Source organism: Pantoea sp. E2023-21, from assembly GCF_051302795.1.
In the GTDB taxonomy this organism is placed as follows: domain Bacteria; phylum Pseudomonadota; class Gammaproteobacteria; order Enterobacterales; family Enterobacteriaceae; genus Pantoea; species Pantoea ludwigii_A.
The window spans coordinates 2,092,011-2,115,209 of record NZ_CP195344.1 but is presented as its reverse complement, the minus strand read 5'-3'; the positions used below and the strand labels follow the sequence as shown (position 1 = coordinate 2,115,209).

The window sequence follows — 23,199 nt, the reverse complement described above, 5'->3', positions numbered from 1 at the left end:
ATTGTGGAGAGAGAATATGCATAACGAAGCACCCATTATCCGTCGCAAATCAACACGGATTTACGTCGGCAAGGTGCCAGTTGGTGATGGCGCGCCCATCGCCGTTCAGTCAATGACCAACACCCGCACCACTGATGTGGACGCCACCGTTAACCAGATTCGCCAGCTTGAGCGCGTCGGGGTTGATATCGTTCGCGTCTCCGTTCCCACGATGGATGCGGCTGAAGCCTTCAAACTGATTAAGCAACAGGTCAACGTGCCGCTGGTAGCGGACATTCACTTTGACTATCGCATCGCATTGAAAGTCGCGGAATATGGCGTCGATTGTCTGCGTATCAACCCAGGCAATATCGGCAACAACGAGCGTATCCGCCAGGTGGTGGATTGTGCGCGTCATTACAATATTCCGATCCGTATCGGCGTGAATGCCGGTTCGCTGGAAAAAGATCTGCAGGAAAAATACGGTGAGCCAACACCGCAGGCGCTGCTCGAATCTGCGATGCGCCATGTGGATCATCTCGATCGCCTTAACTTTGATCAGTTCAAAGTAAGCGTCAAAGCGTCTGACGTCTTCCTTGCCGTTGAATCCTATCGTCTGTTGGCGAAAGCCATCGATCAGCCGCTGCACCTCGGTATCACCGAAGCGGGTGGCGCGCGCGCGGGCTCAGTTAAATCGGCGATTGGTTTAGGCCTGCTGCTGGCCGAAGGCATCGGCGATACGCTGCGTATTTCACTGGCGGCCGATCCGGTTGAAGAAGTGAAAGTCGGCTATGACATCCTCAAGTCTCTGCGCATCCGCGCGCGTGGCATCAACTTTATTGCCTGCCCGACCTGTTCGCGTCAGGAGTTTGATGTCATCGGTACGGTCAATGCGTTGGAAGAGCGTCTGGAAGACATCATCACGCCGATGGATATTTCCATTATCGGTTGCGTGGTGAACGGTCCGGGGGAAGCCACGGTTTCTACCCTCGGCGTAACCGGCGGGGCCAAGAAAAGCGGCTTCTACGAAGATGGCGTACGCCAGCGCGATCGTCTCGATAACAACGACATGATCGATCAGCTGGAAGCGCGTATCCGCGCCAAAGCCAGCATGCTGGATGAAAGCCGCCGCATCAACGTGCAGCAGCTGGAAAAATAAGCCTGGTGCGCGCCAGTCGCGTGCCAGTTTGTGATTGAACCTGTGCGGTTTCATCCTCATAAGGTATGATGCCGCTCAGGTTTTTTTGTCTTAAAGAGATTCTAACGTGGCGAAGAATATTCAAGCGATTCGCGGGATGAACGATTACCTGCCGGCGGATACCGCAATTTGGCAGCGTATTGAAGGCACTCTCAAGCAGGTGCTGGCCAGCTATGGTTACAGTGAAATCCGTCTGCCAATCGTTGAGCACACCCCGTTGTTCAGCCGCGCGATCGGTGAAGTCACCGACGTGGTTGAGAAAGAGATGTACACCTTTGAAGACCGCAACGGCGAAAGCCTGACGCTGCGTCCGGAAGGCACCGCAGGCTGCGTGCGCGCCGGTATCGAGCACGGTCTGCTGTACAACCAGGAACAGCGTCTGTGGTACACCGGTCCGATGTTCCGCTACGAGCGTCCGCAGAAAGGTCGTTACCGTCAGTTTCACCAAATGGGTGTGGAAGTCTTCGGCCTGCAAGGCCCGGACGTTGATGCTGAGCTAATTATGATGACCGCGCGCTGGTGGAAAGCGTTAGGTATCGCTGAGCACGTCGAGCTGGAGCTGAACTCTATCGGTTCGCTGGACGCGCGCGCCAACTATCGCAGCGCGCTGGTGGCGTTTCTTGAGCAACATCAGGACGTACTGGACGAAGATTGCAAGCGCCGCATGTACACCAACCCACTGCGCGTGCTCGACAGCAAAAATCCTGACATCCAGAAACTGTTAAACGATGCTCCAACGCTGGGCGAATTCCTCGATGAGGAATCACGTGCGCATTTCAGTGGCTTGTGCGGGTTGCTCGACGACGCTGGCATTAAATATCGCATCAACCAGCGCCTGGTGCGCGGTCTCGATTACTACAACCGTACCGTGTTTGAATGGGTGACCAGCAGCCTCGGTTCGCAGGGCACGGTGTGCGGTGGCGGACGTTACGATGGTCTGGTCGAACAGTTGGGTGGTCGTGCCACGCCAGCCGTGGGTTTTGCCATGGGCATGGAGCGTTTGGTGTTGCTGGTGCAAGCGGTTAATCCAGAATTTGAACCGATGCGCATTGTTGATGTCTATGTTATCGCTTCGGGGCAGGGCGTTCAGTCCGCCGCGATGCAACTGGCGGAAAAACTGCGTGATGCTGATCCCGCGTTGAAGCTGATGACCAACTTCGGTGGCGGTAACTTCAAGAAGCAGTTTGCCCGTGCAGATAAGTGGGGCGCACGCATTGCGCTGGTGCTGGGCGAAGATGAAGTGAACGCGGGCCAGGTTGTGGTGAAAGACTTGCGTACCGGCGATCAACAGACGCTGGCTCAGAGCGACGCCGCTGCAACGTTGCGCACGCTGCTGCAGTAAGCGCAGCACTGCAACAGCCATTTTAAAGAGAGGGATTGCGTGGAAGTTTACAGCAACGAAAACGAACAAGTTGACGCGCTGCGTCAGTTCTTTGCCAATAACGGCAAATTCCTGGCCGTAGGCGTAATCATCGGTATCGCTGCGCTGGGTGGCTGGCGTTTCTGGTCCAGCCATCAGGAAGGAACCGATAAAGCGGCATCAGCAGAATATCAACAGCTGACTAGTGCGATGCAGGCGGACAAGCCTGATTCGCTGCAAGCGGTGGCCACTTTCGCCAGCGAAAACAACAATACCTATGGTGCGTTGGCTTCGCTGGATCTGGCTAAGCAGTATGTTGAGACTAATCAGTTAGATAAAGCTATCGCTCTGTTACAGAGTGGGCTGAAAGATACCAAAGATGCCAACCTGCAGGCGGTGATTAACCTGCGTCTGGCACGCATTCAATTGCAGCAAAGTCAGGCCGATGCCGCACTTTCTACCCTTAACAATGTTAAAGGTGATGGCTGGACAGCCATTGTAGCGGACATTCGTGGCGAAGCACTGCTGAGCAAAGGCGATAAGCAGGGCGCGCGTGATGCCTGGAGCAAAGGTGCTGAATCGCAGGCCTCTCCTGCGCTGAAGCAAATGCTGCAGATGAAGATGAATAACTTAAGTTAAGCCAGTCAAGAGAGCGCACATGGAATTACGTAAATACCTGCTGCCAGGGCTGATTTCAGTCACTCTGCTCAGCGGTTGCTCGCTGTTCAGCGGCGAAGAAGATGTAGTGAAAATGGCCCCGCTGCCTAAAGTGGAAAACCAGTTTACGCCGCAGACTGCGTGGAGCACCTCGGTCGGGGACGGCGTTGGTGATTTCTATTCCAATCTGCATCCAGCCTGGCTGGACGGTACCGTGTATGCTGCGGATCGTTTTGGTGTGGTTAAAGCGCTTGATGCCAGCAATGGTAAAGAGAAATGGAAAGTCGATCTCTCTGAGAAAACCGGCTTCTTCTCGAAAAACATCTCTGCGCTGCTTTCTGGCGGCGTCACCGCCAGCGGCGATCGCATCTACATCGGTAGCGAACGTGGTCAGGTATTTGCGTTGAATACCAGCGATGGTGGTATTGCCTGGCAGACCAAAGTCGCCGGTGAAGCGCTGTCGCGTCCGGTGGTGAGCGACGGTTTAGTGCTGGTGCACACCAGCAACGGTATGTTGCAAGGTCTTGATCAAAGCACTGGCGTTGTCAAATGGACCGTCAACCTCGATATGCCAGCGCTGTCACTGCGCGGTGAATCGGCACCGACCGTGGCCTTTGGCGGCGCAATCGTCGGTGGCGACAATGGCCGCGTCAGCGCAGTCATTGTTAATCAAGGTCAGCTGATTTGGCAGCAGCGTATTTCGCAGCCAAGCGGCGCCACTGAAATCGATCGCCTGAGCGATGTCGATACCACGCCAGTCGTGGTTAACGGTGTCGTTTATGCGCTTGCGTACAACGGTAATCTTACCGCGCTGGATCTGCGCTCCGGTCAGGTGCTGTGGAAACGTGAGATTGGCGGCGTTAAAGACATGGTGGTTGATGCCGGTCGTATCTATCTGGTCGATCAGGATGACCGCGTGATCGCCCTGAATGCTGACGGTGGCGTAGCCATCTGGCGTCAAAGCGATCTGCTGCATCGTAATTTGACTTCGCCAGTGCTGTTCAACGGCTATCTGGTGGTGGGTGATAGCGAAGGTTATCTGCACTGGATCAACACCCTTGACGGTCGCTTCGTCGCGCAGCAGAAACTGGACAGCGATGGCTTCCAGACTGAACCGGTTGTGGCCGGTGACAAACTGCTGATCCAGGCGAAAGGCGGAGAAGTTTACGCCATCACCCGTTAAGGAATTGGCTTTGCGGGAACGCGTTTCCCGCTCGCTTATACGGCTCCTGATTCGTCAGGGGCCGTTTCGTTTTTAGTCAGGCATGGTATTCTTTGCGCCTTCAGCCTGACGCCTGGCGTCAAATGTCGTTATAATCACGCCATTCGGGCGAATTATTTTAAAAACTGAGGCAAGTGTTATGGTACCTGTGGTCGCGCTGGTTGGGCGTCCCAATGTGGGAAAATCTACGCTATTTAACCGTTTAACACGCACACGTGATGCGCTGGTAGCGGATTTTCCTGGACTGACTCGCGATCGCAAATATGGTCGCGCCGAAGTGGAAGGGCGCGAATTTATTGTTATTGATACCGGCGGTATTGATGGCACCGAGGAAGGCGTTGAAAACCGCATGGCGGAGCAGTCGCTATTGGCGATTGAAGAAGCGGATGTGGTGCTGTTTATGGTGGATGCGCGCGCGGGCGTGATGCCGGCGGATCAGCAAATCGCTAATCATCTGCGTGCACGTGAAAAAGCCACCTTTGTCGTCGCCAACAAAACTGACGGTATTGACCCGGAAGCGGCAGTGCTGGATTTCTATGCGCTGGGCTTAGGTGAGATTCACGCCATTGCAGCTTCGCATGGCCGTGGAGTTAACAGTCTACTGGAAACGGCATTGCTGCCGTGGATGGAAGAAATCGTTCCGGAAGTGGAACTCACCGAAGAAGAAGAGAATGCCGCCTATTGGGCAGAATTAGAAGAAGAGGGTGAGAAGGCGCTGGAGGAAGAGGAAGAAGAAGATTTCGACCCCACCACACTGCCGATCAAACTGGCTATCGTTGGCCGCCCTAACGTGGGTAAGTCAACGCTAACTAACCGCATTCTTGGCGAAGATCGTGTTGTGGTCTTTGACATGCCAGGCACCACGCGCGATAGCATCTACATTCCGATGGAACGTGACGATCGTGAGTATGTTCTGATTGATACCGCGGGCGTACGTAAGCGCGGTAAAATCACCGAAAATGTAGAAAAATTCTCCGTTATCAAAACGTTGCAGGCAATTGAAGACGCTAACGTAGTGATGCTGGTCATTGATGCGCGTGCCGGGATTTCCGATCAGGATCTGTCGCTGCTTGGCTTCATCCTCAACAGTGGGCGCTCACTGGTGATTGTGGTCAACAAGTGGGATGGCATGACGCAGGAAGCGCGAGATGAAGTCAAAGAGCAGTTGGACTTCCGTCTGGGCTTTATCGATTTTGCGCGCATCCACTTTATTTCTGCCCTGCACGGCAGCGGCGTGGGTAACCTGTTCGAATCCGTGACCGAAGCATACGACTGCTCTACCAAACGTGTGGGCACCGCAATGCTGACGCGCATCATGACCATGGCAGCCGACGATCACCAGCCGCCGTTGGTACGTGGTCGCCGCGTGAAGCTGAAATATGCGCATGCCGGGGGGTATAACCCGCCAATCGTGGTGATTCACGGCAACCAGGTCAAGGATCTGGCGGATTCCTATAAGCGTTACCTGATGAACTACTTCCGTCGTTCACTCAACGTGATGGGCACGCCCATCCGTATTCAGTTCAAAGAGGGCGATAACCCGTACGCGGGCAAACGCAACCTGCTGACGCCAACGCAGCAGCGTAAACGTCAGCGTCTGATGTCGCACCTGAAGAAGAACAAGCGTTAAAATGAGAAGGGCCCAGCAGGGCCCTTTTTTTATGCACCTGTAATTTATTGCGCGATAAATCGCGCCGCTACGGAATGTGCGGTGATTTAATGCGGCGCATAACTGAGCGGCATTACGCCATTTATGGCGACCAACCGCCAAATGCAGAGGATGTTCTATGAATTCTCCATGCCCAATCTGCCAGCAGCCGCTGACTCACGATGAAACCGGTTTTGACTGCTCCCACTGCGAACGTCATTTCACGCACATCGCCTTGTGCCCTGATTGCCATCAACCTTTGCAGGTGCTGAAAGCCTGCGGTGCGGTGGACTACTTTTGCCCGCACGGTGATGGACTCATTTCGAAGAAGCGTGTCGAATTTATCCCCGACTTAGCGTTGCAGTAAGAAAATTCGCCGCCCGGCGTCATAGTTATTAATAGCTTACGACTGGATTTGTAGCAAAAATGCTATTAACCAGTGACTACCGCGTTATGGATATTCACTTTTTATTGTACCAGGTGGTACAATCCTGCCGCCTTGTAGCGAGAATCACTCTCACCTGCGTTGTGTCCTCGCTCACAAGCGCCGAATCACGGGCATTGCACCCGTACCAATAGATATAAAATAAAGCGTAACGAAATTGTTCCTGTCCCCCGCTTCGGCTGGGGCCTTGTCATCGGCTGCCACAGATTTATCGGCACCAGCGCTTTATTTTTTCAGGAGAGTTTTTGTTATGGCAGAAAATTCCGCTCGTCCCGGCAAAGGGCTGAGCATCTGGTCCGTACTGTTTGGCTTGGTCCTGCTGGCAATCGGCTTGTTCTTCGCTATCGGCGGCGGCAAGCTGGTCGCGCTGGGCGGCAGCTGGTACTTCCTTATCGCCGGTATCGTCATGCTGCTGTCGGCCATTCAGTTCTTCCGTCGCAAATCATCCGCCGTCACCCTGTTTATTCTGGTGTTTGCTGGCACGCTGATTTGGTCACTGTTTGATGCGGGCTTGCATTTCTGGCCGTTGGTATCGCGCTTGATGGTGCCAGCGGGCTTGATGCTGTTTGCGTTCCTCACCTGGCCAGCCCTGCGTAAAAGCGAAGGCAAAAGCTCTCTGGCGAAAGTCTCTTATGCGCTGTCTGCGGTTATCGTGGTTGGCATGGTGGCCACCTTCGTGCAGATGTTCCAGCCGCATCCTTCCGTTGCGTTTGACGGTAAACAGCTGCCGCTGATTCCGGTCGATAAATCAAAACCTCAGCAAGACTGGAGCAGCTACGGCCGTACGCCGGGTGGCGACCGCTTCGCTGCCATCGATCAGATTACCCGCGATAACGTGAAAGACTTGCAGGTCGCCTGGACTTTCCACACTGGCGATACGCCGATCAGCCCAACCGGTAACGGCGCGGAAGATCAGCAAACCCCATTGCAGGTGGGTAACACGCTATTCCTGTGCACCCCGCACAACAATGTGATTGCGGTTGCAGCAGACAGCGGTAAGGAAATCTGGAAACGCGAAATCAACGCGCAGGCCGAAGTGTGGAACCGCTGCCGTGGCTTAGCCTATTTCGATGCGACTAAACCGCTGCAGCAGCCAACGCAGCCGGGTTCAACGCCGGTCACTGCCGCTGTGCTGCCTGCGGGTGATACTTGTCAGCGTCGTATTCTGATGAACACAATTGATGCGCGTCTGATTGCTATTAACGCCGACAACGGTGAGCTGTGCGACACCTTCGGTACGCACGGTGTGGTTGACCTGAAAGCCGGCCTGGGCAATGCGCCCGATCCGCAATATCAGCTGACTTCACCTCCCGCGATGGCCGGTACCACCGTGGTGGTGGGCGGTCGCGTTGCGGATAACGTCCAAACCGATATGCCTGGCGGCGTGCTGCGTGGTTTTGACGTGATCACCGGTCAGATGCGTTGGGCGTTTGACCCAGGCAATGACGATCCCAATGCGATTTTGATGCCGGGCAAAGATTACACCCGCAGCACACCGAACTCGTGGGCACCAATGTCTTACGATCCGGCGATGAACACCGTGTTCCTGCCAATGGGTAGCTCGTCAGTGGATCTGTGGGGTGCGAACCGTACCAAACTGGATCACACATACGGCGCCTCAATCCTGGCGCTGGATGCGACTACCGGTAAGCAGAAATGGGTTTATCAGACCGTGCATAACGATCTGTGGGACTTTGATCTGCCAATGCAGCCAAGCCTGGTAGACTTCCCGATGAAGGATGGCACCAACAAGCCAGCCGTTGTTATCGGGGCAAAAACCGGCATGATTTGGGTGCTGGACCGCCTGACCGGCAAGCCTTTGACCAAAGTTGAAGAGCTGCCGATGCCGCAGGGTCACATCCCGAACGAGCAGTACACCAAAACGCAGCCGCATTCGGTAGAAATGCCAAACATCGGCAATCAGAAAATGTCTGAGTCTGATATGTGGGGTGCAACGCCGTTCGACCAACTGGCGTGCCGTATTGCCTTTAAAGGCATGCGTTACGATGGTCTGTTTACTGTACCGGACACCGATAAATCCCTCAGCTTCCCGGGTTCACTGGGCGGTATGAACTGGGGCGGTATCTCGTTTGACCCGAACAATCAATATATGTTCGTCAACGATATGCGTCTGGGCCTGTGGGTACAGATGATTCCACAAGACACCAGCAAGACCGCAGCCAGCAACGGTGGCGAAGCGATCAACACCGGTATGGGCGCGGTTCCGCTGAAAGGCACACCGTATGCGGTAAATAAAAACCGCTTCATGTCACCGCTGGGCATTCCATGCCAGGCTCCGCCGTTCGGTACGCTGTCGGCGATTGATATGAAAACCCGTCAGATCGTGTGGCAGGTGCCGGTGGGTACCGTCGAAGATACCGGTCCATTTGGCATCAAGATGCGCGCGAAGATGCCAATTGGTATGCCGACCTTAGGCGGCACACTGGCTACGCAGGGTGGCCTGGTGTTCATCGCGGGTACGCAGGATTACTATCTGCGCGCTTTCGATAGCTCAACCGGTAAAGAAGTGTGGAAAGCACGTCTGCCAGTCGGCAGCCAGGGCGGTCCAATCAGCTACGTTTCGCCGAAAACCGGCAAACAGTACATCCTGATCTCCGCAGGTGGCGCACGTCAGTCACCAGACCGTGGTGATTACGTGATTGCTTACGCGCTGCCAGACAGCAAGTAAGTTCAACTATGAGAAAGGCCGACATCATGATGTCGGCCTTTTTTTTAAAACCTTCCGTGGCACATCTCTTCCTTTAAGGCACCTTAATTACTGCTGCTTGGAAGGGCGGCGGCTTTTTTGACCTCCTTTTCTTCCAGCTTCCCTGGCTCTTTCAGGATCGTTTCTGAAATTACCCCCGCTGACTTTGCCGCCAGCGCTACCTGCTTCCCTGGCGCGCTCCGGGTCCTCTGCAAAGTTCCCGGCACCACCTCGTTGCTTTTTTTGTGTCATAGCAGAGACCTCATCTAAGGGTGTTTTCTTCGACGTGGACTAGCTAGCCACATAATGAGTATAGTCAGTCAGTTACGCTATGCCTTGAGAGATCTCTGATAACCTATTCGCCGTCGCGCCACAGCGATTGCAGCTCGGGTGGTGCCAGTTGTTCTGGAATTAAAATCACCAGTGTCCCAGCCTCACGATGTGTGGCATAGGTGATTTGAATGCGGTAATAGCGTTGATCGCCACGTCCCATGTTTGCCGCTTGATCTTCCGGTTCGCCGAGCGGCATGGCCTGTTCCAGCACCTGGCAGACGCGCTGTTTTTGCGGCTCGGGCAAGTCCGCCAGGGTAAAACGCCGCTCACCGCGCAGCTTGGGTATAAAGGCGATACCGCCTTCACGCGCCAGCTCAATGATGGCATCGTCGGTCAGTTGGATGTCCACGTTACGCCCACCTGCTGCCAGGCGGATTGAATTTTCTCCGCCACTGATTGATTAAACCGTTGATTGGCGTGCTGCACGGTAAAGCGCGCAAAGGTGCTGAAATCGGCATCCTGCGGTAGCGTCTTGTCGCACAGCGTGTCATACCAGGCTTGACCCGCCAGTTCCCACGCGAAGCCGCCCAACGCTTTAGCGGCGAGATAGAAGGCGCGATTAGGAATGCCGGAGTTGAGATGCACGCCGCCGTTGTCCTCACGCGTTTCGATATAGTGATCCATATTGGCCGGTTGTGGATCTTTGCCCAGCACCGGATCGTCATAAGCGGTGCCGGGTGACGACATTGAGCGCAACCCGCGGCCATTGATCCCACCCGCCAGCAAACCTTCACCGATGATCCAGTCAGCCTGATCGGCGCTCTGCTTAAGATGAAACTGCTTCACCAGTGAGCCAAAAACATCAGACATCGATTCGTTCAGTGCGCCTGCCTGCTGGAAGTAGATCAGTCCGGCTTCGGTTTCCGTTATGCCGTGCGTCAGTTCGTGCGCGACAACATCCAGCGCGATGGTGAAGCGATTGAAAATCTGGCCGTCACCGTCGCCAAATACCATCTGCTGGCCGTTCCAGAAGGCATTCTGGTATTCCTTACCGTAATGCACGGTGCCATCGAGCTTGAGGCCTTTGTTATCGAGGGAATTGCGCTGATAGGTTTGCCAGAAGAAATCGTAGGTAATGCCGAGATAGTTCCATGCTTCTTCAGCCGCGACGTCGCCGTTTCCGGGCTGGCCTTCCTCGCGGATTAACGTGCCGGGCAGATTTTGCGTGCCCTCGGCGTCGTAGATAGCGCGCTGTACGATGCCTGGCTTAGCGGTGTCGGCGTTGGTGGTTTGATGATTATGTTCAGCCATCAGTTGCTGAACGTGGGTGAGGGTGCGGCGCGCATAGTCTTGCTGCGCACCGGAGCAGTTATCGATGATGTTACGCAGCATGTATGGAGGAATTACGCTAAAAGGCATACCAAACTCCCTGGCTTCTTAGTGAATGTGCCAGAAAGTATAGTTTTCATACTATCAACGCGCTTTACGGCTCCGGGATTTCTGCGGTTCAAGCGCGGTAACCTGGCTTTCCACCCAGCCATCATCCAACCGGGTACGCAACAGATCGCCTTTGCTCAGCTGCTGAGTTTTTTTCACCACCAGGCCTTGCGTATCGGTTGTTACGCTGAATCCACGCGCCAGCGTCGCCAAAGGACTCACGCCTTCCAGCTGCGCGGCCAGGTTGCCAAAGCGCTGACGGTTGTGATTGAGCTGCTTTTCCATGCCCTGCTGCAGACGATAATGCCACTGCTGGAGCTGCTGCTGAGCGCGCAGAATCCGTCCCTGCGGTTGCTGCGCATTAAGGCGTTGTAGCAGGCGATCCTGCTGACGATTGGCGGTACGCATGCGCTGGTCCATCGCTTCGCCAAGGCGACGCTGCAGCTGGAACAGCGCAGTTTGCTGACGCGCCAGACGGAGTTGCGGATGCTGCTGCTGTAAACGGTGCTGAATGCGGGTGAAGCGACGCTGTTGCTGTGCCAGATAGAAATCCATCGCCATCTCCATGCGCTGCTGCTGTGACTGCAAACGGCGCAACAATTCCAGCTGATTACGGCTCACCAGTTCTGCCGCGGCAGAAGGCGTTGGCGCGCGTAAGTCCGCAACGAAATCGGCGATGGTGACATCGGTTTCGTGCCCAACGGCGCTGACGATCGGCAGGCGGCTGGCAAAAATCGCCCGCGCCACGCGCTCGTCATTGAAACTCCATAAATCTTCCAGTGAACCGCCGCCACGGCCGACAATCAGCACGTCACACTCATCACGCTGGTTGGCCAGTTCAATGGCACGCACAATGCCAGCGGGCGCATCCACGCCTTGCACCGCCGTAGGATAGATAATTACCGGCAATGACGGATCGCGTCGATGCAGCACCCGCAACACGTCATGCAGTGCGGCGCCGGTGGCAGAGGTAATCACACCCACCAGACGCGCCGGATCGGGTAGCGGCTGTTTGAACTGCTGATCGAACAAGCCTTCCGCTGCTAAACGCGCTTTCAGCTGTTCGAATTGCTGTTGCAGCAAGCCTTCACCGGCTGGATGCATGCTTTCGATAATCAACTGATAATCACCACGCGGTTCATACAGCGTGATGCTGGCGCGCACTAAAACTTGCTGGCCGTGCTGAGGACGGAAGGTGACGCGACGATTGCTATTGCGGAACATCGCGCAGCGTACTTGTGCACCGTCATCCTTCAACGTGAAGTACCAATGGCCGGAAGAAGGCTGAGTGAAATTTGAAATTTCAGCGCTGAGCCACACCAGGCCCATCTCATTTTCCAGCAGTTGGCGCACCGTGGTGTTCAGGCGGCTGACAGTAAAAATATTGGCGGTTGGCGGTAGCGACATGTGATGTAGATCAAATTTTAAATCAGAGGGTTAATCAACTGATACTACATTGCTTGCCCTGAGGATCAAGACTTTTTCTGAAAAAACACTGGAGGCAATCGGTTTCGGCCTGTATAATGCCGCGGCAATATTTTATCTGTTTTAATCGCCCCCAGGTGGAGATATTGCAATGCTAAGAATCGCTAAAGAAGCCCTCACATTTGACGACGTTCTGCTCGTTCCCGCTCACTCCACTGTCTTACCCAACACCGCTGATCTCAGCACTCAACTGACGAAAAACATTCGTCTGAACATCCCGATGCTCTCCGCTGCTATGGACACCGTGACCGAAGCCGGTCTGGCGATTGCACTGGCGCAGGAAGGGGGTTTGGGCTTTATTCACAAAAACATGTCAATTGAGCGCCAGGCGGACGAAGTTCGTAAGGTGAAAAAACACGAAAGCGGTGTCGTTACCGATCCGCAGACCGTGCTGCCAACCACCGCGCTGGCCGCCGTAAAAGAGCTGACCGAGCGTAACGGCTTTGCCGGTTACCCAGTGGTCAACACCGAAAACGAACTGGTGGGCATCATCACGGGCCGCGACGTGCGTTTTGTGACCGACCTGACGTTGCCTGTTTCTGCGGTGATGACACCGAAAGAGCGCCTGGTCACGGTTAAAGAGGGTGAAGCTCGTGAAGTTGTGCTGCACAAAATGCACGAAAAGCGTGTTGAAAAAGCGCTGGTAGTTGATGACAGCTTCCACCTGCTGGGCATGATCACCGTTAAAGATTTCCAGAAAGCCGAACGTAAACCTAACGCCTGTAAAGATGCCGAAGGCCGTCTGCGCGTAGGCGCTGCGGTTGGTGCGGGCGCAGGCAACGAAGAGCGCGTAGATGCGCTGGTGGCTGCCGGTGTTGATGTGCTGCTGATTGACTCGTCACACGGTCATTCTGAAGGCGTGCTGCAGCGTATTCGTGAAACCCGTGCAAAATACCCGAACCTGGAAATCATCGGCGGCAACGTCGCCACCGGTGCAGGCGCATTGGCGCTGGCGCAGGCCGGCGTGAGCGCGGTGAAAGTGGGTATCGGTCCTGGCTCGATCTGTACCACGCGTATCGTTACCGGCGTCGGTGTTCCACAGATCACTGCGGTCTCTGACGCGGTTGCCGCGCTGGAAGGCACCGGTATCCCGGTTATCGCTGATGGCGGTATCCGCTTCTCAGGCGACATCGCTAAAGCGATTGCTGCAGGTGCAGCAGCCGTAATGGTGGGCTCAATGCTGGCCGGTACCGAAGAATCGCCGGGCGAAATCGAGCTGTATCAAGGCCGTTCGTTCAAATCTTACCGCGGTATGGGTTCTCTGGGCGCGATGTCCAAAGGCTCTTCAGACCGTTACTTCCAGAGCGATAACGCCGCTGACAAACTGGTACCGGAAGGTATCGAAGGCCGCGTTGCCTATAAAGGCCGCCTGAAAGAGATCGTGCACCAGCAGATGGGCGGCCTGCGTTCTTGCATGGGCCTGACCGGTTGTCCGACCATCGACGATCTGCGTACTAAAGCAGAGTTCGTGCGTATCAGCGGCGCGGGCATCAATGAAAGCCACGTGCATGACGTGACCATCACCAAAGAGTCACCAAACTACCGCATGGGTTCGTAATCCCGTAAAATTTAGCGCCCGGCACTCGCCGGGCGCTTTTATTATTAAGTCCATCCCAATGGAAACGCCTCAATGACGACTGAAAATATTCATAAACATCGTATTTTGATCCTCGATTTTGGTTCTCAGTATACGCAGCTGGTTGCGCGCCGCGTGCGTGAGCTGGGCGTCTACTGCGAACTCTGGGCGTGGGATGTCACCGAAGAGCAAATCCGCCAGTTCAATCCGAACGGCATCATTCTCTCTGGCGGTCCGGAAAGCACCACCGAGCTGAACAGCCCGCGTGCGCCGGAATACGTGTTCAACGCGGGCGTGCCCGTGTTGGGCGTTTGCTACGGCATGCAGACCATGGCGATGCAGCTGGGCGGCAAGGTTGAAGGCTCTAACGAGCGTGAATTTGGCTATGCGCAGGTAGAAGTGCTGACCCAAAGCGCGCTGGTGCGTGACATTGAAGATGCGATTAGCGCAGCAGGTAAACCGCTGCTGGACGTATGGATGAGCCACGGCGACAAAGTCACCGCCATCCCAGCCGGTTTTGAAACCGTTGCCAGCACCGAAACCTGTCCGTTCGCCATCATGGCTAACGAAGAGAAAAAATTCTACGGCGTGCAGTTCCACCCAGAAGTGACGCATACCCGTCAGGGCCTGCGTATGCTGGAGCGTTTTATCCGTGACATCTGCGGCTGTGAAGCGCTGTGGACGCCAGCCAAAATCATTGAAGATGCGGTTGAGCGTATTCGTCAGCAGGTTGGCGACGACAAAGTGATCCTCGGCCTCTCAGGCGGCGTAGACTCCTCTGTGACTGCGATGCTGCTGCACCGCGCCATCGGTGAGCGTTTGACCTGCGTGTTCGTCGACAACGGTCTGCTGCGTCTGAATGAAGCGGAGCAGGTGCTCGACATGTTCGGCGACCACTTTGGTCTGAACATCGTGCACGTTGCGGCTGAAGCGCGTTTCCTTGATGCGCTGGCGGGCGAAAACGATCCTGAAGCGAAGCGTAAAATCATCGGCCGCGTATTTGTTGAAGTGTTCGATGAGCAAGCACTGCGTCTGGAAGACGTGAAGTGGCTGGCCCAGGGTACCATCTATCCTGACGTGATCGAATCAGCTGCTTCTGCCACCGGCAAAGCGCACGTGATCAAATCGCACCACAACGTGGGCGGTTTGCCAAAAGAGATGAAGATGGGCCTGGTTGAGCCGCTGAAAGAGCTGTTCAAAGACGAAGTGCGTAAAATCGGTCTGGAACTCGGCCTGCCGTACGACATGCTGTATCGCCACCCGTTCCCGGGTCCAGGTTTGGGCGTACGCGTGTTGGGCGAAGTGAAGAAAGAGTATTGCGACCTGCTGCGCCGTGCTGATGCCATCTTCATCGAAGAGCTGCATAAAGCTGACCTCTACAATAAAGTCAGCCAGGCGTTCACCGTGTTCCTGCCAGTCCGTTCTGTCGGCGTGATGGGCGACGGTCGTAAATACGATTGGGTGGTTTCACTGCGAGCAGTGGAAACCATCGATTTCATGACCGCGCACTGGGCGCACCTGCCGTATGATTTCCTTGGCCGCGTCTCAAACCGCATCATCAACGAAGTGAACGGCATTTCCCGCGTGGTTTATGATATTTCGGGTAAACCACCTGCGACGATCGAGTGGGAATAATCGAGCTGTTCGCTTAGAGTAAAATCCTTTAGCAACCGTCGCTTTAAGCCCGCACATTCGCGGGCTTTTTTGTGGTGAGCTCACAGTAAAAGATAGGCGTTAGAGCGGATGTAAGCCTCCATGCATGCTTATTGGCTTGGGCGGAAGTAACTGCGGCTTCTCTGAGATGCAATTTTGCCAAAAAAGCCTTTCCGTCATCGGTTTTCCAAGGAAATAACCTTGCGCCTGATCGCATTTCACGCTGAGCAATTCATCAAATTGATAAGCGGTTTCTACACCTTCTGCGGTTACTGTCATCGAAAGCGCACGTCCTAAACCGACAATAGACTCAATGATCGCCTGACTGGCATCGCATCCTAATAAGTCAGCAATAAAGCTTCTGTCTATTTTAATGCCATCGAAAGGAAATTTTCGCAAATAGCTAAGTGATGAATATCCCGTGCCAAAATCATCCATGCTTAACCGCACGCCGATTTTTTTAAGACTCGACATAATAGTCAATACTTTCGCCGCATCGTCCAACAGAACTGATTCAGTAATTTCCAATTCCAATCGCTGAGGGGCGAGCCCGGTGTTGTGTAATACCGTGTTAATTCTGGCAATAATATCCCCTCGCTCGAATTCAACCGGTGATAAATTAACGGAAACAAATAATGTCTCAGGCCATGTAAGCGCCGTTCTACAGGCTTTATCAAGAACCCAGTCGCTTAACTGGACTATCAGGCCCGTTTGTTCGGCAATCGGTATAAAATGCTCAGGGCTGAACTGACCTTTTACAGGATGATTCCACCGGACCAGCGCCTCTGCTCCACACAGCGTATTTTCATTAATTTTAAAGCGAGGTTGAAATTCAAGGAAAAACTCTTCCTGGCGAATAGCGGTACGTAAGTCGGTTTCCATCTGCCTTTTTTGTTGAACGCGCTCGTTCATCTCTTCCACATAAAACTGCCAATTATTTCGTCCAGCAGATTTTGCTTCATAGAGTGCGATATCAGCGAATCGGATCAACTCTTCAACGGTTTGCTGATTATGGGTTGCACTAACGATACCAATGCTTACGCCCAGCGATATTTCGTGCTCGCCAATGACAAAAGGATGATTGACAGCGGCGCAAATTCTACTGCACAGCGTTGTAACATCCTGGTCTTTAAGTTGATTCTGAGTGACGATTAAAAATTCATCGCCGCCGAGTCTAACAACGAGATCGTTATCACGAACACAATTTTTTAAGCGTAATGCAACTTCGCAAAGCACGGAATCACCCGCAGAGTGCCCTAAGGTATCGTTGACAGGTTTGAAATGGTCTAAGTCCAAACTTAAAACATAAATAGGTGGCGAGTTGGATGCTTTTCCCTCTAGCTTCTCAATCATATAATTATGCAGATAATGTCTGTTCGCCAGTCCGGTCAATGAGTCATGCTGCGACATGTGCTCTATGTGAGCTTTCGCTTCAATTTCTGCGGTTTCATCCGAAACCGTTCCACGATATCCGATAATACGGTTATGCGAAAAAATAGGTCGTACGGAGATGTTGCAATAGCGCTTGCGGCTTAATCCGTCTGTATATTCACCAGAAAGAATTTTTCTTTCTGAGGCTTTATGTGAATTTTCATTAACTTTTTCTTTGAAATCGACAATGCTATAACTAATCAAGTGGGTAAATTTTTTCCCAATCCAATACTCTGTTGGAAAGTGAACCACACCTGTGAATCGTTCGGACAGGTATAAAATGATACCGTCACTGTCGGTTTCCCATATCCAATCTGATGCTGCTTCAGCGACAGATTTAAAACGCTCTTCGCTAATAGCCAGCGCGGCCTGACTTTCGTCGATTAACTTAGCCACTAATACAGCCCGGCGAAGTAAAAGAAAAACAAACAGACTAAATATGGCTGCAGTTATTAAGAACAAGGGAAGAACGACTTTAAGAAGATCATTGCCTGGTGTTGATGTTGTCCACAGGAGACGAAATTTTGTGCCCAGATCGGATTGCAATATAATTGAAGGTGGTGAAGCGTTTTTATTGATAAGGATATCTGTATGTAAGTTGCTTAATTCAAAGTCGCTTCCTATTTTTGCCAGTTTTACAGGATCTAAAATATCTGCAAACAGAAGGATAGGAAGGTTATCAATTTTTTCACCTTTAGGTAGTTTGCTTGGTTTAATGAGTGCAGCATAAACAATTGCAGGCTGTCCATGAATCAAATAGAAACCATGTACTGCCTGTTCATTTTCACCTTTATCACGTGCTTGCTTATACAGCTTTTTAATATCACCAGTAATAAATTTATCGGCCTGTATATTACTGATAACACCATTCACGATAGAGTAGCGTGTTTTCAGATCGGAACTCAGAATGAAGACACCTTCCAGTGAGTAATTGATATACATTGATGGGCCAATGTTATCTCTGTTGAATGCCCAGTCCACATCAACGTCTTTATGCCCAGCATAACGATAGGCATCATCCCAAAAGGCGTAATCTTTGAGCGCAGTAGTGAGTTTTTCAATATCTGAGTTTATCGCATGCTGCGCATCAGTTTGGCTGTGTTTGATTTGATGGGTGTTCTGCTCATTGGCAAGCCACATTATCGCGCTGATGGCCAAGCTAAACATTACTATCAGGAGGATAATAAAATTAACTACAAATTTTTTTGCGGCATCACCACTGTTAATTTTTATCCCGTTGGTTTTGATCATGATGTTAGCTATCCGATTATTTTGGTTATTGTGGCAGCGCATCTAAGGATTAAATGTATTTTTTTTACAGTTAATGGACTGCTGGCTTTCTATTTTTCGGCAGTAATTGTTAATTCTTTAGCTTTATTTTAATGATAATGATAATGATAATGAGAACGATATTAATATTATGCTGCTGAAATCTGATTGCTTCGACGTAACGTTATTGCACTACTGTCTAATTGAGGGGGAGGGAAATAGGGTGATCTTTATTTCTTAATGATCGCTTTCAGGAAGCTGTCGGCTGCAAGGTTAGATATTTTCTGCATTACAGCATACCAGGTGAATACAAACCCACCCATTTCGTTGCAAGATAGTGCGTGATTTTTACTCATCAGGATGCCGTCGATGTTGCCTTTCAAAGTTGTACTGATCTCCCTTCTTTGCATCATCTTGCTCTCGTTAGGCGCCAGTCTGGCGCAGGCAACGCGCAGCGGCGAATTAACCTCAGAACGCGGTGGCTGGGCATCTGCACGGCGCGATTCTGCCGGCATCGCACCTGATCCACAGCGTTATGCGTCAGAAGCGATTGTGCAGGTGTATGCCGCACCAACGTATGGCTGGAAGGGCGCAGTGGCGGTGCATCCGTGGATCATCTTCAAACGTGCCGGTGAAACCCGATACAACCGCTATGAAGTGATCAGCTGGGGCAGCGGCGATAAAGTGCGTCGTAACAGCAACCTACCAGATGGTTATTGGTACGGTGCTAAGCCGCGCCTGCTGGTCGATCATCGTGGAAGTGAAGCACAAGCGTTGATTCCGCAGATCGAAGCGGCAATCAAATCGTACCCCTGGCCAACCACGTATCACGCCTGGCCAGGCCCCAACAGCAATACCTTCATGGCGCATATTGGTCGTGAAGTGCCAGCATTAAAATTGGATTTACCGGCCAATGCGCTCGGCAAAGACTATCGATCGCTGCTTAATCCGGTGGGGTTACCGCCGTCAGGTCGTGGCGTACAGCTTTCTCTGCTGGGTGTGCTGGGCGTAACGGTGGGAGCGGAAGAGGGAGTGGAAGTGAATGTGCTGGGTCTGAATATGGGACTGGATTTCACCCCCTTCAGGCTGCGTCTGCCATTTATCGGCGGCATTGGGCAGAACAATGTACAGCGAGACAATCCATAAAAATGGCCCCGATTTGGGGCCTTTTTTTTAGCAGACGCCAAAATCGCCGTCTTCGTGATACAGATTCACGGTATCGGCTCTGACTTCAATTTCTCGCTTGATGTGATCGTCAACGCGAGCGCACCACAACATATCGCCTTCCACGCGCAGCACCTGCATCTTTGGGCCACCGGTCTTCGACTGTACAAAATCATCCACGTTAAACATGCTTCTTCTCCGTCAGGTCAGTGATATTTACAGAGTTTATATGTTCGTCACGGCGTGTGCGCTGGAATTTGTGCGCTGGTTTCCAGCACGCGATTAAAGCGTGCCGCGTTGAGACCGTTCTGGTTATTTTCTAAACCTACCGCCGGTGAAATAGTAGCGAAATACACAGGGGTTGTCAGTTGACAACTCATTGCGGTAAGCATAAGGTAGCCAGCGATGTCAGACAGGAAGCGGCATCCGCATAAAGCGGTAGAAGAAGCTTTGCGATATGCAGAAGCTAAAGGGTGGCGAGTTGCTGTTGGCGGCCATCATGCGTGGGGAAAGATGTATTGTCCGGACAACTCAGCCGAGTGTCGATGTGGAGATTACTGCATTACCTGCATCTGGAGTACGCCGAAAAACCCCGAAATGCATGCCATGCTTTTGCGGCGTGTGGTGGATAACTGCAGTAGAAGCCCTAAGCGGGTTAAGTGACGAGGAACAGAACATGGAATTTGAGTTTACGCTGCGATTTCAACTCAATGATGAGATTTGCGCCAATGAAGCACTTGAGCGACTTGGTGGAAATGGCTGCACTGATGCGCTTATTGGCGCGGGCGTGGCGGGAAAAATAAGCATGACATTCAGTCGCGAAGCCATTACTGCACCGGAAGCGGTGCGCAGCGCGTTAGACGATGTTTTTCAGGCCTTGCCCGATGCTGAACTGATTGAAGCCGCGCCGGACTTAGTTGGGCTGACGGATATCGCAGAGTTAATAGGGGTTTCGCGGCAGAATATGCGCAAGCTGATGCTCAGCCACAGCCCGCAGTTTCCGCGTCCGATACATGATGGAAAAACAGCGTTATGGCATTTGATCGATGTGCTGGAGTGGTTAAATCAGCGTGGTTCAACGCGGGTCAATCCAGCATTGAGTGAACTGGCGCGCGCAACGTTGCAACTCAATTTACAGCAGATGCTGCAACGTTACGCACACTGTTTAAAGCCTTAGTGGTGTAGTAAAAATATCGTCGCCAGACCGAGGAAGATAAAGAATCCACCGGTATCGGTGATCGCGGTGATCAGTACGCTAGAGCCAACGGCAGGATCGCGTTTCATCCTGGTCATGATTAAAGGGATCAGTACGCCCATCAGCGCGGCCAGCAGCAGATTTAACACCATCGCCAACATCATCACGCCGCCCAGTTGCAAATTGTCGTACATCAGCCAGGTGACGCCGCCCATAATACCGCCCCAGAACAAGCCGTTAATCAATGCCACGCCGAGTTCGCGCATAATCAGGAACGAAAAGTTACCCGGCTCAACCTGATGCAGCGCCAGCGCGCGCACAATCATGGTGATGGTTTGATTACCGGTATTGCCACCGATGCCCGCAACGATTGGCATCAATGCCGCCAGCGCAACCAGCTGCGATATGGTGGCTTCGAACAAGCCAATCACGCGCGAAGCGACAAAAGCGGTACACAAGTTAACCGCCAGCCAGGCCCAGCGTTTGCCAACCGCTTTGCGCACTGGCGCAAACACGTCTTCGCCCTGGCTGATACCCCCCATTTTACGGATGTTGCTCTCATTCTCTTCGTTCACCAAATCGACCACGTCTTCAATGGTGATACGGCCAATCAGCTTGCCTTGTGCATCGGTAACCGCAGCGGAGATCAGGTTATAACGTTCGAATGCGCTGGCAGCGTCTTCCGCTTTATCGTTGAGCTGAAAGGTGGTGGGATGCGAATTCATCACTTCGGCAACCATCATCTTGGGTTTGTTCAAGAGAATATCGGTGAGCGTTAACTCGCCTAGCAGCTGATTCTGCTCGTCAGTGATAAAAATCTTATCGGTGCCATTCGGCATTTTTTTGCCTTTGCGCAGATAGCGTTGCACCGTGGCTAAGGTAACGTCAGATCGCACTGTCAGGATGTTGAAATCCATGATCTGCCCGACACGATCGCGATCCAGCTCGATCACGCTCAGCAGGCGGGCGCGAAGACTCGGTTCAAGGGTGGTGAGCAGACGTCCGGTGAGATCGCGCGGCAAATAGCGCGCCAGATATACCTGATCGTCGATATCCAGCGGCTCAATGGCATGCAGAATATCGCGATCAGACATTTCTTCCGTCAGGCTGGCCCAAACGGTTTCTGAAGCCTCAACCAACACGTGACCGCGCTGTGCCGTTGGCACTAAACGCCACAGCGCCTGACGCTCTTCTTCTGGCAGGGCTTCAAGAATATCGGCTAAATCCGCGGCGTGTAATTGCAGCAGTTCACTCTCTAATTCTTGACGCCAGTCGGTAATGTCGCGCAGTTCGGCCGCATTGAGGTCGACGGATTTTTCCAGCAGGACATCAACCAGATCGTGCTCATTTAGCAGCAGATTAAGAATGTGATGGCGGGTTTCAGCTAATTTTTGTGAATGCGAAGCAGACATAACGCGTTCCTTGTGTCTGTAAAGTCAGCTCACAGTGTAGCGCGTTGCGGGTAACAGGACGTAAAAAGCAGCATTGTCTCAAAGGATAATGTTTTTAGCAGCGACAGGAGACGCGAAAGGTCGTTAGCGCGAATCACTGGTGCTTAGCGTGACCGGTGCAGGGATAGCACTCTTTTGCTGATGATGCTCAATGGCGCCGGGAATGATGAAAAGCAGGCGGCCAAACAAAATTAAAAAACTGACCAGTAAAACAACGCGGGTCATGGTGCTGGTTTTGGGACGTCTTCGTGCAGAAATGGCGCTGTTCACGCGGCGTGGTTCCTGTAATTACCCGGTTGGGCGGAAGCAATATTTAGTCATACTTAGATCGCTAAAGCAATCGCTGTGTGAAAAATGAGCAAAAAAGAGGCGACATATTGATGGCTATCAAACAAAGTAACGGCCGCCAATAGCGGCCATTCGCTTAATAGCTGGCTTTCTGCGCCAGCAGCGTAGCGAAACGGTATTTGATGCGGTTACCGTTTTCATCACGACGATGCAGTTCACCGACATCTTCGTTGTACTTCACGATATGCCAGTTGCGGTAATAGTGGCTGAGCTCACCGGATTTAAACGCAAACGGGAAGTTTTGCGTATTGGGATAATCGTCGGTGTCCATCGCCGCCACAATAAGGTTATAGCCGTATTTGCGCGTGCTGGCCTGCATATCGGCAATCAGCTGCGGGATGGTTGCCGGCTGCAGAAACATCATCACCACCGTCGACAGCACAAACTGATAGCCGCCGTTAAACCGTACGTTGTTGAGATCGCACAGCTCGGTGTGAATGTTCTGCAGAGCCTCTTCCGCGATGATGCTGTTCAGGCGCTCAAGACTGACTGGATTGCTGTCCCATGCCGTAACGTCAAAACCATGCTGATTGAGAAACAGGCTGTTGCGGCCCTGGCCACAGCCCAAATCCAGCGCTTTCCCCGCCTCAAGATGAGGAAGGGCGGCTAGCACTTCAGAATGTGTCGGCGTGAGACCGTACTTTTCAGCGTAATAATTATCGGGGCGTGTAGTCATAACCAGATTGCGGGCCGCTGCCCGC

Annotated in this window: 20 protein-coding genes; 11 read left to right on the top strand and 9 right to left on the bottom strand. The window is 52.8% G+C overall.

Annotation, left to right across the window (positions count from 1 at the left end; all coding sequences use genetic code 11):
• The first annotated feature begins 16 nt into the window (after positions 1-16).
• The 7 genes from ispG (at position 17) to ACRQ84_RS09935 (ending at position 9,198) form a co-directional block, all read left to right on the top strand.
• On the top strand, positions 17-1,138 hold the full coding sequence (gene ispG, locus ACRQ84_RS09965; protein WP_008108306.1) for a flavodoxin-dependent (E)-4-hydroxy-3-methylbut-2-enyl-diphosphate synthase: 1,122 nt from the start codon (positions 17-19) through the stop codon (positions 1,136-1,138).
• A 106-nt stretch (positions 1,139-1,244) separates the two neighbouring features.
• Positions 1,245-2,519, top strand: coding sequence for a histidine--tRNA ligase (gene hisS / locus ACRQ84_RS09960; RefSeq protein WP_483815967.1), 1,275 nt, complete (start codon positions 1,245-1,247; stop codon positions 2,517-2,519).
• Positions 2,520-2,558: 39 nt separating this feature from the next.
• The gene (locus ACRQ84_RS09955) at positions 2,559-3,176 is read left to right on the top strand and encodes a YfgM family protein (protein WP_483815966.1); all 618 of its coding nucleotides are present in this window, start codon (positions 2,559-2,561) and stop codon (positions 3,174-3,176) included.
• Positions 3,177-3,195: 19 nt separating this feature from the next.
• A complete protein-coding gene (gene bamB, locus ACRQ84_RS09950) occupies positions 3,196-4,377 on the top strand; it encodes an outer membrane protein assembly factor BamB (RefSeq protein ID WP_064739549.1) in 1,182 nt (393 codons plus the stop codon).
• Positions 4,378-4,555: 178 nt separating this feature from the next.
• On the top strand, positions 4,556-6,046 hold the full coding sequence (der, locus tag ACRQ84_RS09945) for a ribosome biogenesis GTPase Der (protein WP_483815965.1): 1,491 nt from the start codon (positions 4,556-4,558) through the stop codon (positions 6,044-6,046).
• A gap of 157 nt (positions 6,047-6,203) precedes the next feature.
• Positions 6,204-6,431 carry a zinc ribbon domain-containing protein gene (locus tag ACRQ84_RS09940; RefSeq protein WP_483815964.1) on the top strand — a complete coding sequence of 76 codons (228 nt, stop codon included), beginning with the start codon at positions 6,204-6,206 and terminating at the stop codon, positions 6,429-6,431.
• A 328-nt stretch (positions 6,432-6,759) separates the two neighbouring features.
• Complete coding sequence (locus ACRQ84_RS09935; protein ID WP_064739547.1) at positions 6,760-9,198, top strand: glucose/quinate/shikimate family membrane-bound PQQ-dependent dehydrogenase; 2,439 nt, start codon at positions 6,760-6,762, stop codon at positions 9,196-9,198.
• Between the two features lie 87 nt (positions 9,199-9,285).
• On the opposite strand, the gene ACRQ84_RS09930 is transcribed toward ACRQ84_RS09935, so the two are convergent.
• From ACRQ84_RS09930 to xseA, 4 genes are all read right to left on the bottom strand, one after another.
• Positions 9,286-9,468 carry a con-10 family general stress protein gene (locus ACRQ84_RS09930; protein WP_045814915.1) on the bottom strand — a complete coding sequence of 61 codons (183 nt, stop codon included), beginning with the start codon at positions 9,466-9,468 and terminating at the stop codon, positions 9,286-9,288.
• 103 nt (positions 9,469-9,571) lie between these two features.
• Entirely contained in the window at positions 9,572-9,898 is a 327-nt protein-coding gene (locus tag ACRQ84_RS09925; RefSeq protein WP_064739546.1) for a protealysin inhibitor emfourin, read from the bottom strand.
• A complete protein-coding gene (locus tag ACRQ84_RS09920) occupies positions 9,883-10,908 on the bottom strand; it encodes a M4 family metallopeptidase (RefSeq protein ID WP_483815963.1) in 1,026 nt (341 codons plus the stop codon). Before ACRQ84_RS09920 ends, ACRQ84_RS09925 begins: the two co-directional genes overlap by 16 nt.
• A gap of 54 nt (positions 10,909-10,962) precedes the next feature.
• Positions 10,963-12,333 (bottom strand): exodeoxyribonuclease VII large subunit, encoded by a 1,371-nt coding sequence (gene xseA, locus ACRQ84_RS09915; protein ID WP_483815962.1) that lies wholly within the window; start codon positions 12,331-12,333, stop codon positions 10,963-10,965.
• A gap of 169 nt (positions 12,334-12,502) precedes the next feature.
• Here xseA and guaB point away from each other — a divergent pair, with 169 nt between their 5' ends.
• Entirely contained in the window at positions 12,503-13,969 is a 1,467-nt protein-coding gene (gene guaB, locus ACRQ84_RS09910; RefSeq protein ID WP_008108316.1) for an IMP dehydrogenase, read from the top strand.
• Positions 13,970-14,041: 72 nt separating this feature from the next.
• Positions 14,042-15,622, top strand: a complete 1,581-nt coding sequence (gene guaA, locus ACRQ84_RS09905; protein ID WP_064739543.1) for a glutamine-hydrolyzing GMP synthase — start codon at positions 14,042-14,044, stop codon at positions 15,620-15,622.
• Positions 15,623-15,721: 99 nt separating this feature from the next.
• Here guaA and ACRQ84_RS09900 read toward each other — a convergent pair whose 3' ends face one another.
• Positions 15,722-18,322 (bottom strand): bifunctional diguanylate cyclase/phosphodiesterase, encoded by a 2,601-nt coding sequence (locus ACRQ84_RS09900; RefSeq protein WP_483815961.1) that lies wholly within the window; start codon positions 18,320-18,322, stop codon positions 15,722-15,724.
• Positions 18,323-18,709: 387 nt separating this feature from the next.
• Between ACRQ84_RS09900 and ACRQ84_RS09895 the strand changes: the two genes are divergently transcribed.
• Complete coding sequence (locus ACRQ84_RS09895) at positions 18,710-19,486, top strand: DUF3750 domain-containing protein (protein ID WP_483815960.1); 777 nt, start codon at positions 18,710-18,712, stop codon at positions 19,484-19,486.
• A gap of 27 nt (positions 19,487-19,513) precedes the next feature.
• Here the strand turns inward: ACRQ84_RS09895 and ACRQ84_RS09890 are convergent, their stop codons facing one another.
• Positions 19,514-19,693, bottom strand: a complete 180-nt coding sequence (locus ACRQ84_RS09890; protein ID WP_008108319.1) for a hypothetical protein — start codon at positions 19,691-19,693, stop codon at positions 19,514-19,516.
• Between the two features lie 487 nt (positions 19,694-20,180).
• On the opposite strand from ACRQ84_RS09890, the gene ACRQ84_RS09885 reads away from it, so the two are divergent.
• Positions 20,181-20,681, top strand: a complete 501-nt coding sequence (locus ACRQ84_RS09885) for a helix-turn-helix transcriptional regulator (RefSeq protein WP_064739540.1) — start codon at positions 20,181-20,183, stop codon at positions 20,679-20,681.
• Here the strand turns inward: ACRQ84_RS09885 and mgtE are convergent.
• The 3 genes from mgtE to tehB all read right to left on the bottom strand — a co-directional run bounded on the left by mgtE (position 20,678) and on the right by tehB (position 23,174).
• On the bottom strand, positions 20,678-22,111 hold the full coding sequence (gene mgtE, locus ACRQ84_RS09880) for a magnesium transporter (protein WP_064739539.1): 1,434 nt from the start codon (positions 22,109-22,111) through the stop codon (positions 20,678-20,680). The two genes, ACRQ84_RS09885 and mgtE, sit on opposite strands and share 4 nt — an antisense overlap.
• Positions 22,112-22,234: 123 nt before the next feature.
• On the bottom strand, positions 22,235-22,420 hold the full coding sequence (locus tag ACRQ84_RS09875; protein ID WP_064739538.1) for a YfgG family protein: 186 nt from the start codon (positions 22,418-22,420) through the stop codon (positions 22,235-22,237).
• Positions 22,421-22,574: 154 nt separating this feature from the next.
• Positions 22,575-23,174, bottom strand: a complete 600-nt coding sequence (gene tehB / locus ACRQ84_RS09870) for a tellurite resistance methyltransferase TehB (RefSeq protein WP_483815959.1) — start codon at positions 23,172-23,174, stop codon at positions 22,575-22,577.
• Between the last annotated feature and the right edge of the window lie 25 nt (positions 23,175-23,199).

Excerpts from the sequence above, each read along its gene's own strand:
- ispG (WP_008108306.1), top strand. The coding sequence starts at position 17 with ATGCATAACGAAGCACCCATTATCCGTCGCAAATCAACACGGATTTAC.
- bamB (WP_064739549.1), top strand. The coding sequence starts at position 3,196 with ATGGAATTACGTAAATACCTGCTGCCAGGGCTGATTTCAGTCACTCTG.
- der (WP_483815965.1), top strand. The coding sequence starts at position 4,556 with ATGGTACCTGTGGTCGCGCTGGTTGGGCGTCCCAATGTGGGAAAATCT.
- ACRQ84_RS09940 (WP_483815964.1), top strand. The coding sequence starts at position 6,204 with ATGAATTCTCCATGCCCAATCTGCCAGCAGCCGCTGACTCACGATGAA.
- ACRQ84_RS09935 (WP_064739547.1), top strand. The coding sequence starts at position 6,760 with ATGGCAGAAAATTCCGCTCGTCCCGGCAAAGGGCTGAGCATCTGGTCC.
- ACRQ84_RS09930 (WP_045814915.1), bottom strand. The coding sequence starts at position 9,468 with ATGACACAAAAAAAGCAACGAGGTGGTGCCGGGAACTTTGCAGAGGAC.
- ACRQ84_RS09920 (WP_483815963.1), bottom strand. The coding sequence starts at position 10,908 with ATGCCTTTTAGCGTAATTCCTCCATACATGCTGCGTAACATCATCGAT.
- xseA (WP_483815962.1), bottom strand. The coding sequence starts at position 12,333 with ATGTCGCTACCGCCAACCGCCAATATTTTTACTGTCAGCCGCCTGAAC.
- guaB (WP_008108316.1), top strand. The coding sequence starts at position 12,503 with ATGCTAAGAATCGCTAAAGAAGCCCTCACATTTGACGACGTTCTGCTC.
- guaA (WP_064739543.1), top strand. The coding sequence starts at position 14,042 with ATGACGACTGAAAATATTCATAAACATCGTATTTTGATCCTCGATTTT.
- ACRQ84_RS09900 (WP_483815961.1), bottom strand. The coding sequence starts at position 18,322 with ATGATCAAAACCAACGGGATAAAAATTAACAGTGGTGATGCCGCAAAA.
- ACRQ84_RS09895 (WP_483815960.1), top strand. The coding sequence starts at position 18,710 with ATGTTGCCTTTCAAAGTTGTACTGATCTCCCTTCTTTGCATCATCTTG.
- ACRQ84_RS09890 (WP_008108319.1), bottom strand. The coding sequence starts at position 19,693 with ATGTTTAACGTGGATGATTTTGTACAGTCGAAGACCGGTGGCCCAAAG.
- ACRQ84_RS09885 (WP_064739540.1), top strand. The coding sequence starts at position 20,181 with ATGGAATTTGAGTTTACGCTGCGATTTCAACTCAATGATGAGATTTGC.
- mgtE (WP_064739539.1), bottom strand. The coding sequence starts at position 22,111 with ATGTCTGCTTCGCATTCACAAAAATTAGCTGAAACCCGCCATCACATT.
- tehB (WP_483815959.1), bottom strand. The coding sequence starts at position 23,174 with ATGACTACACGCCCCGATAATTATTACGCTGAAAAGTACGGTCTCACG.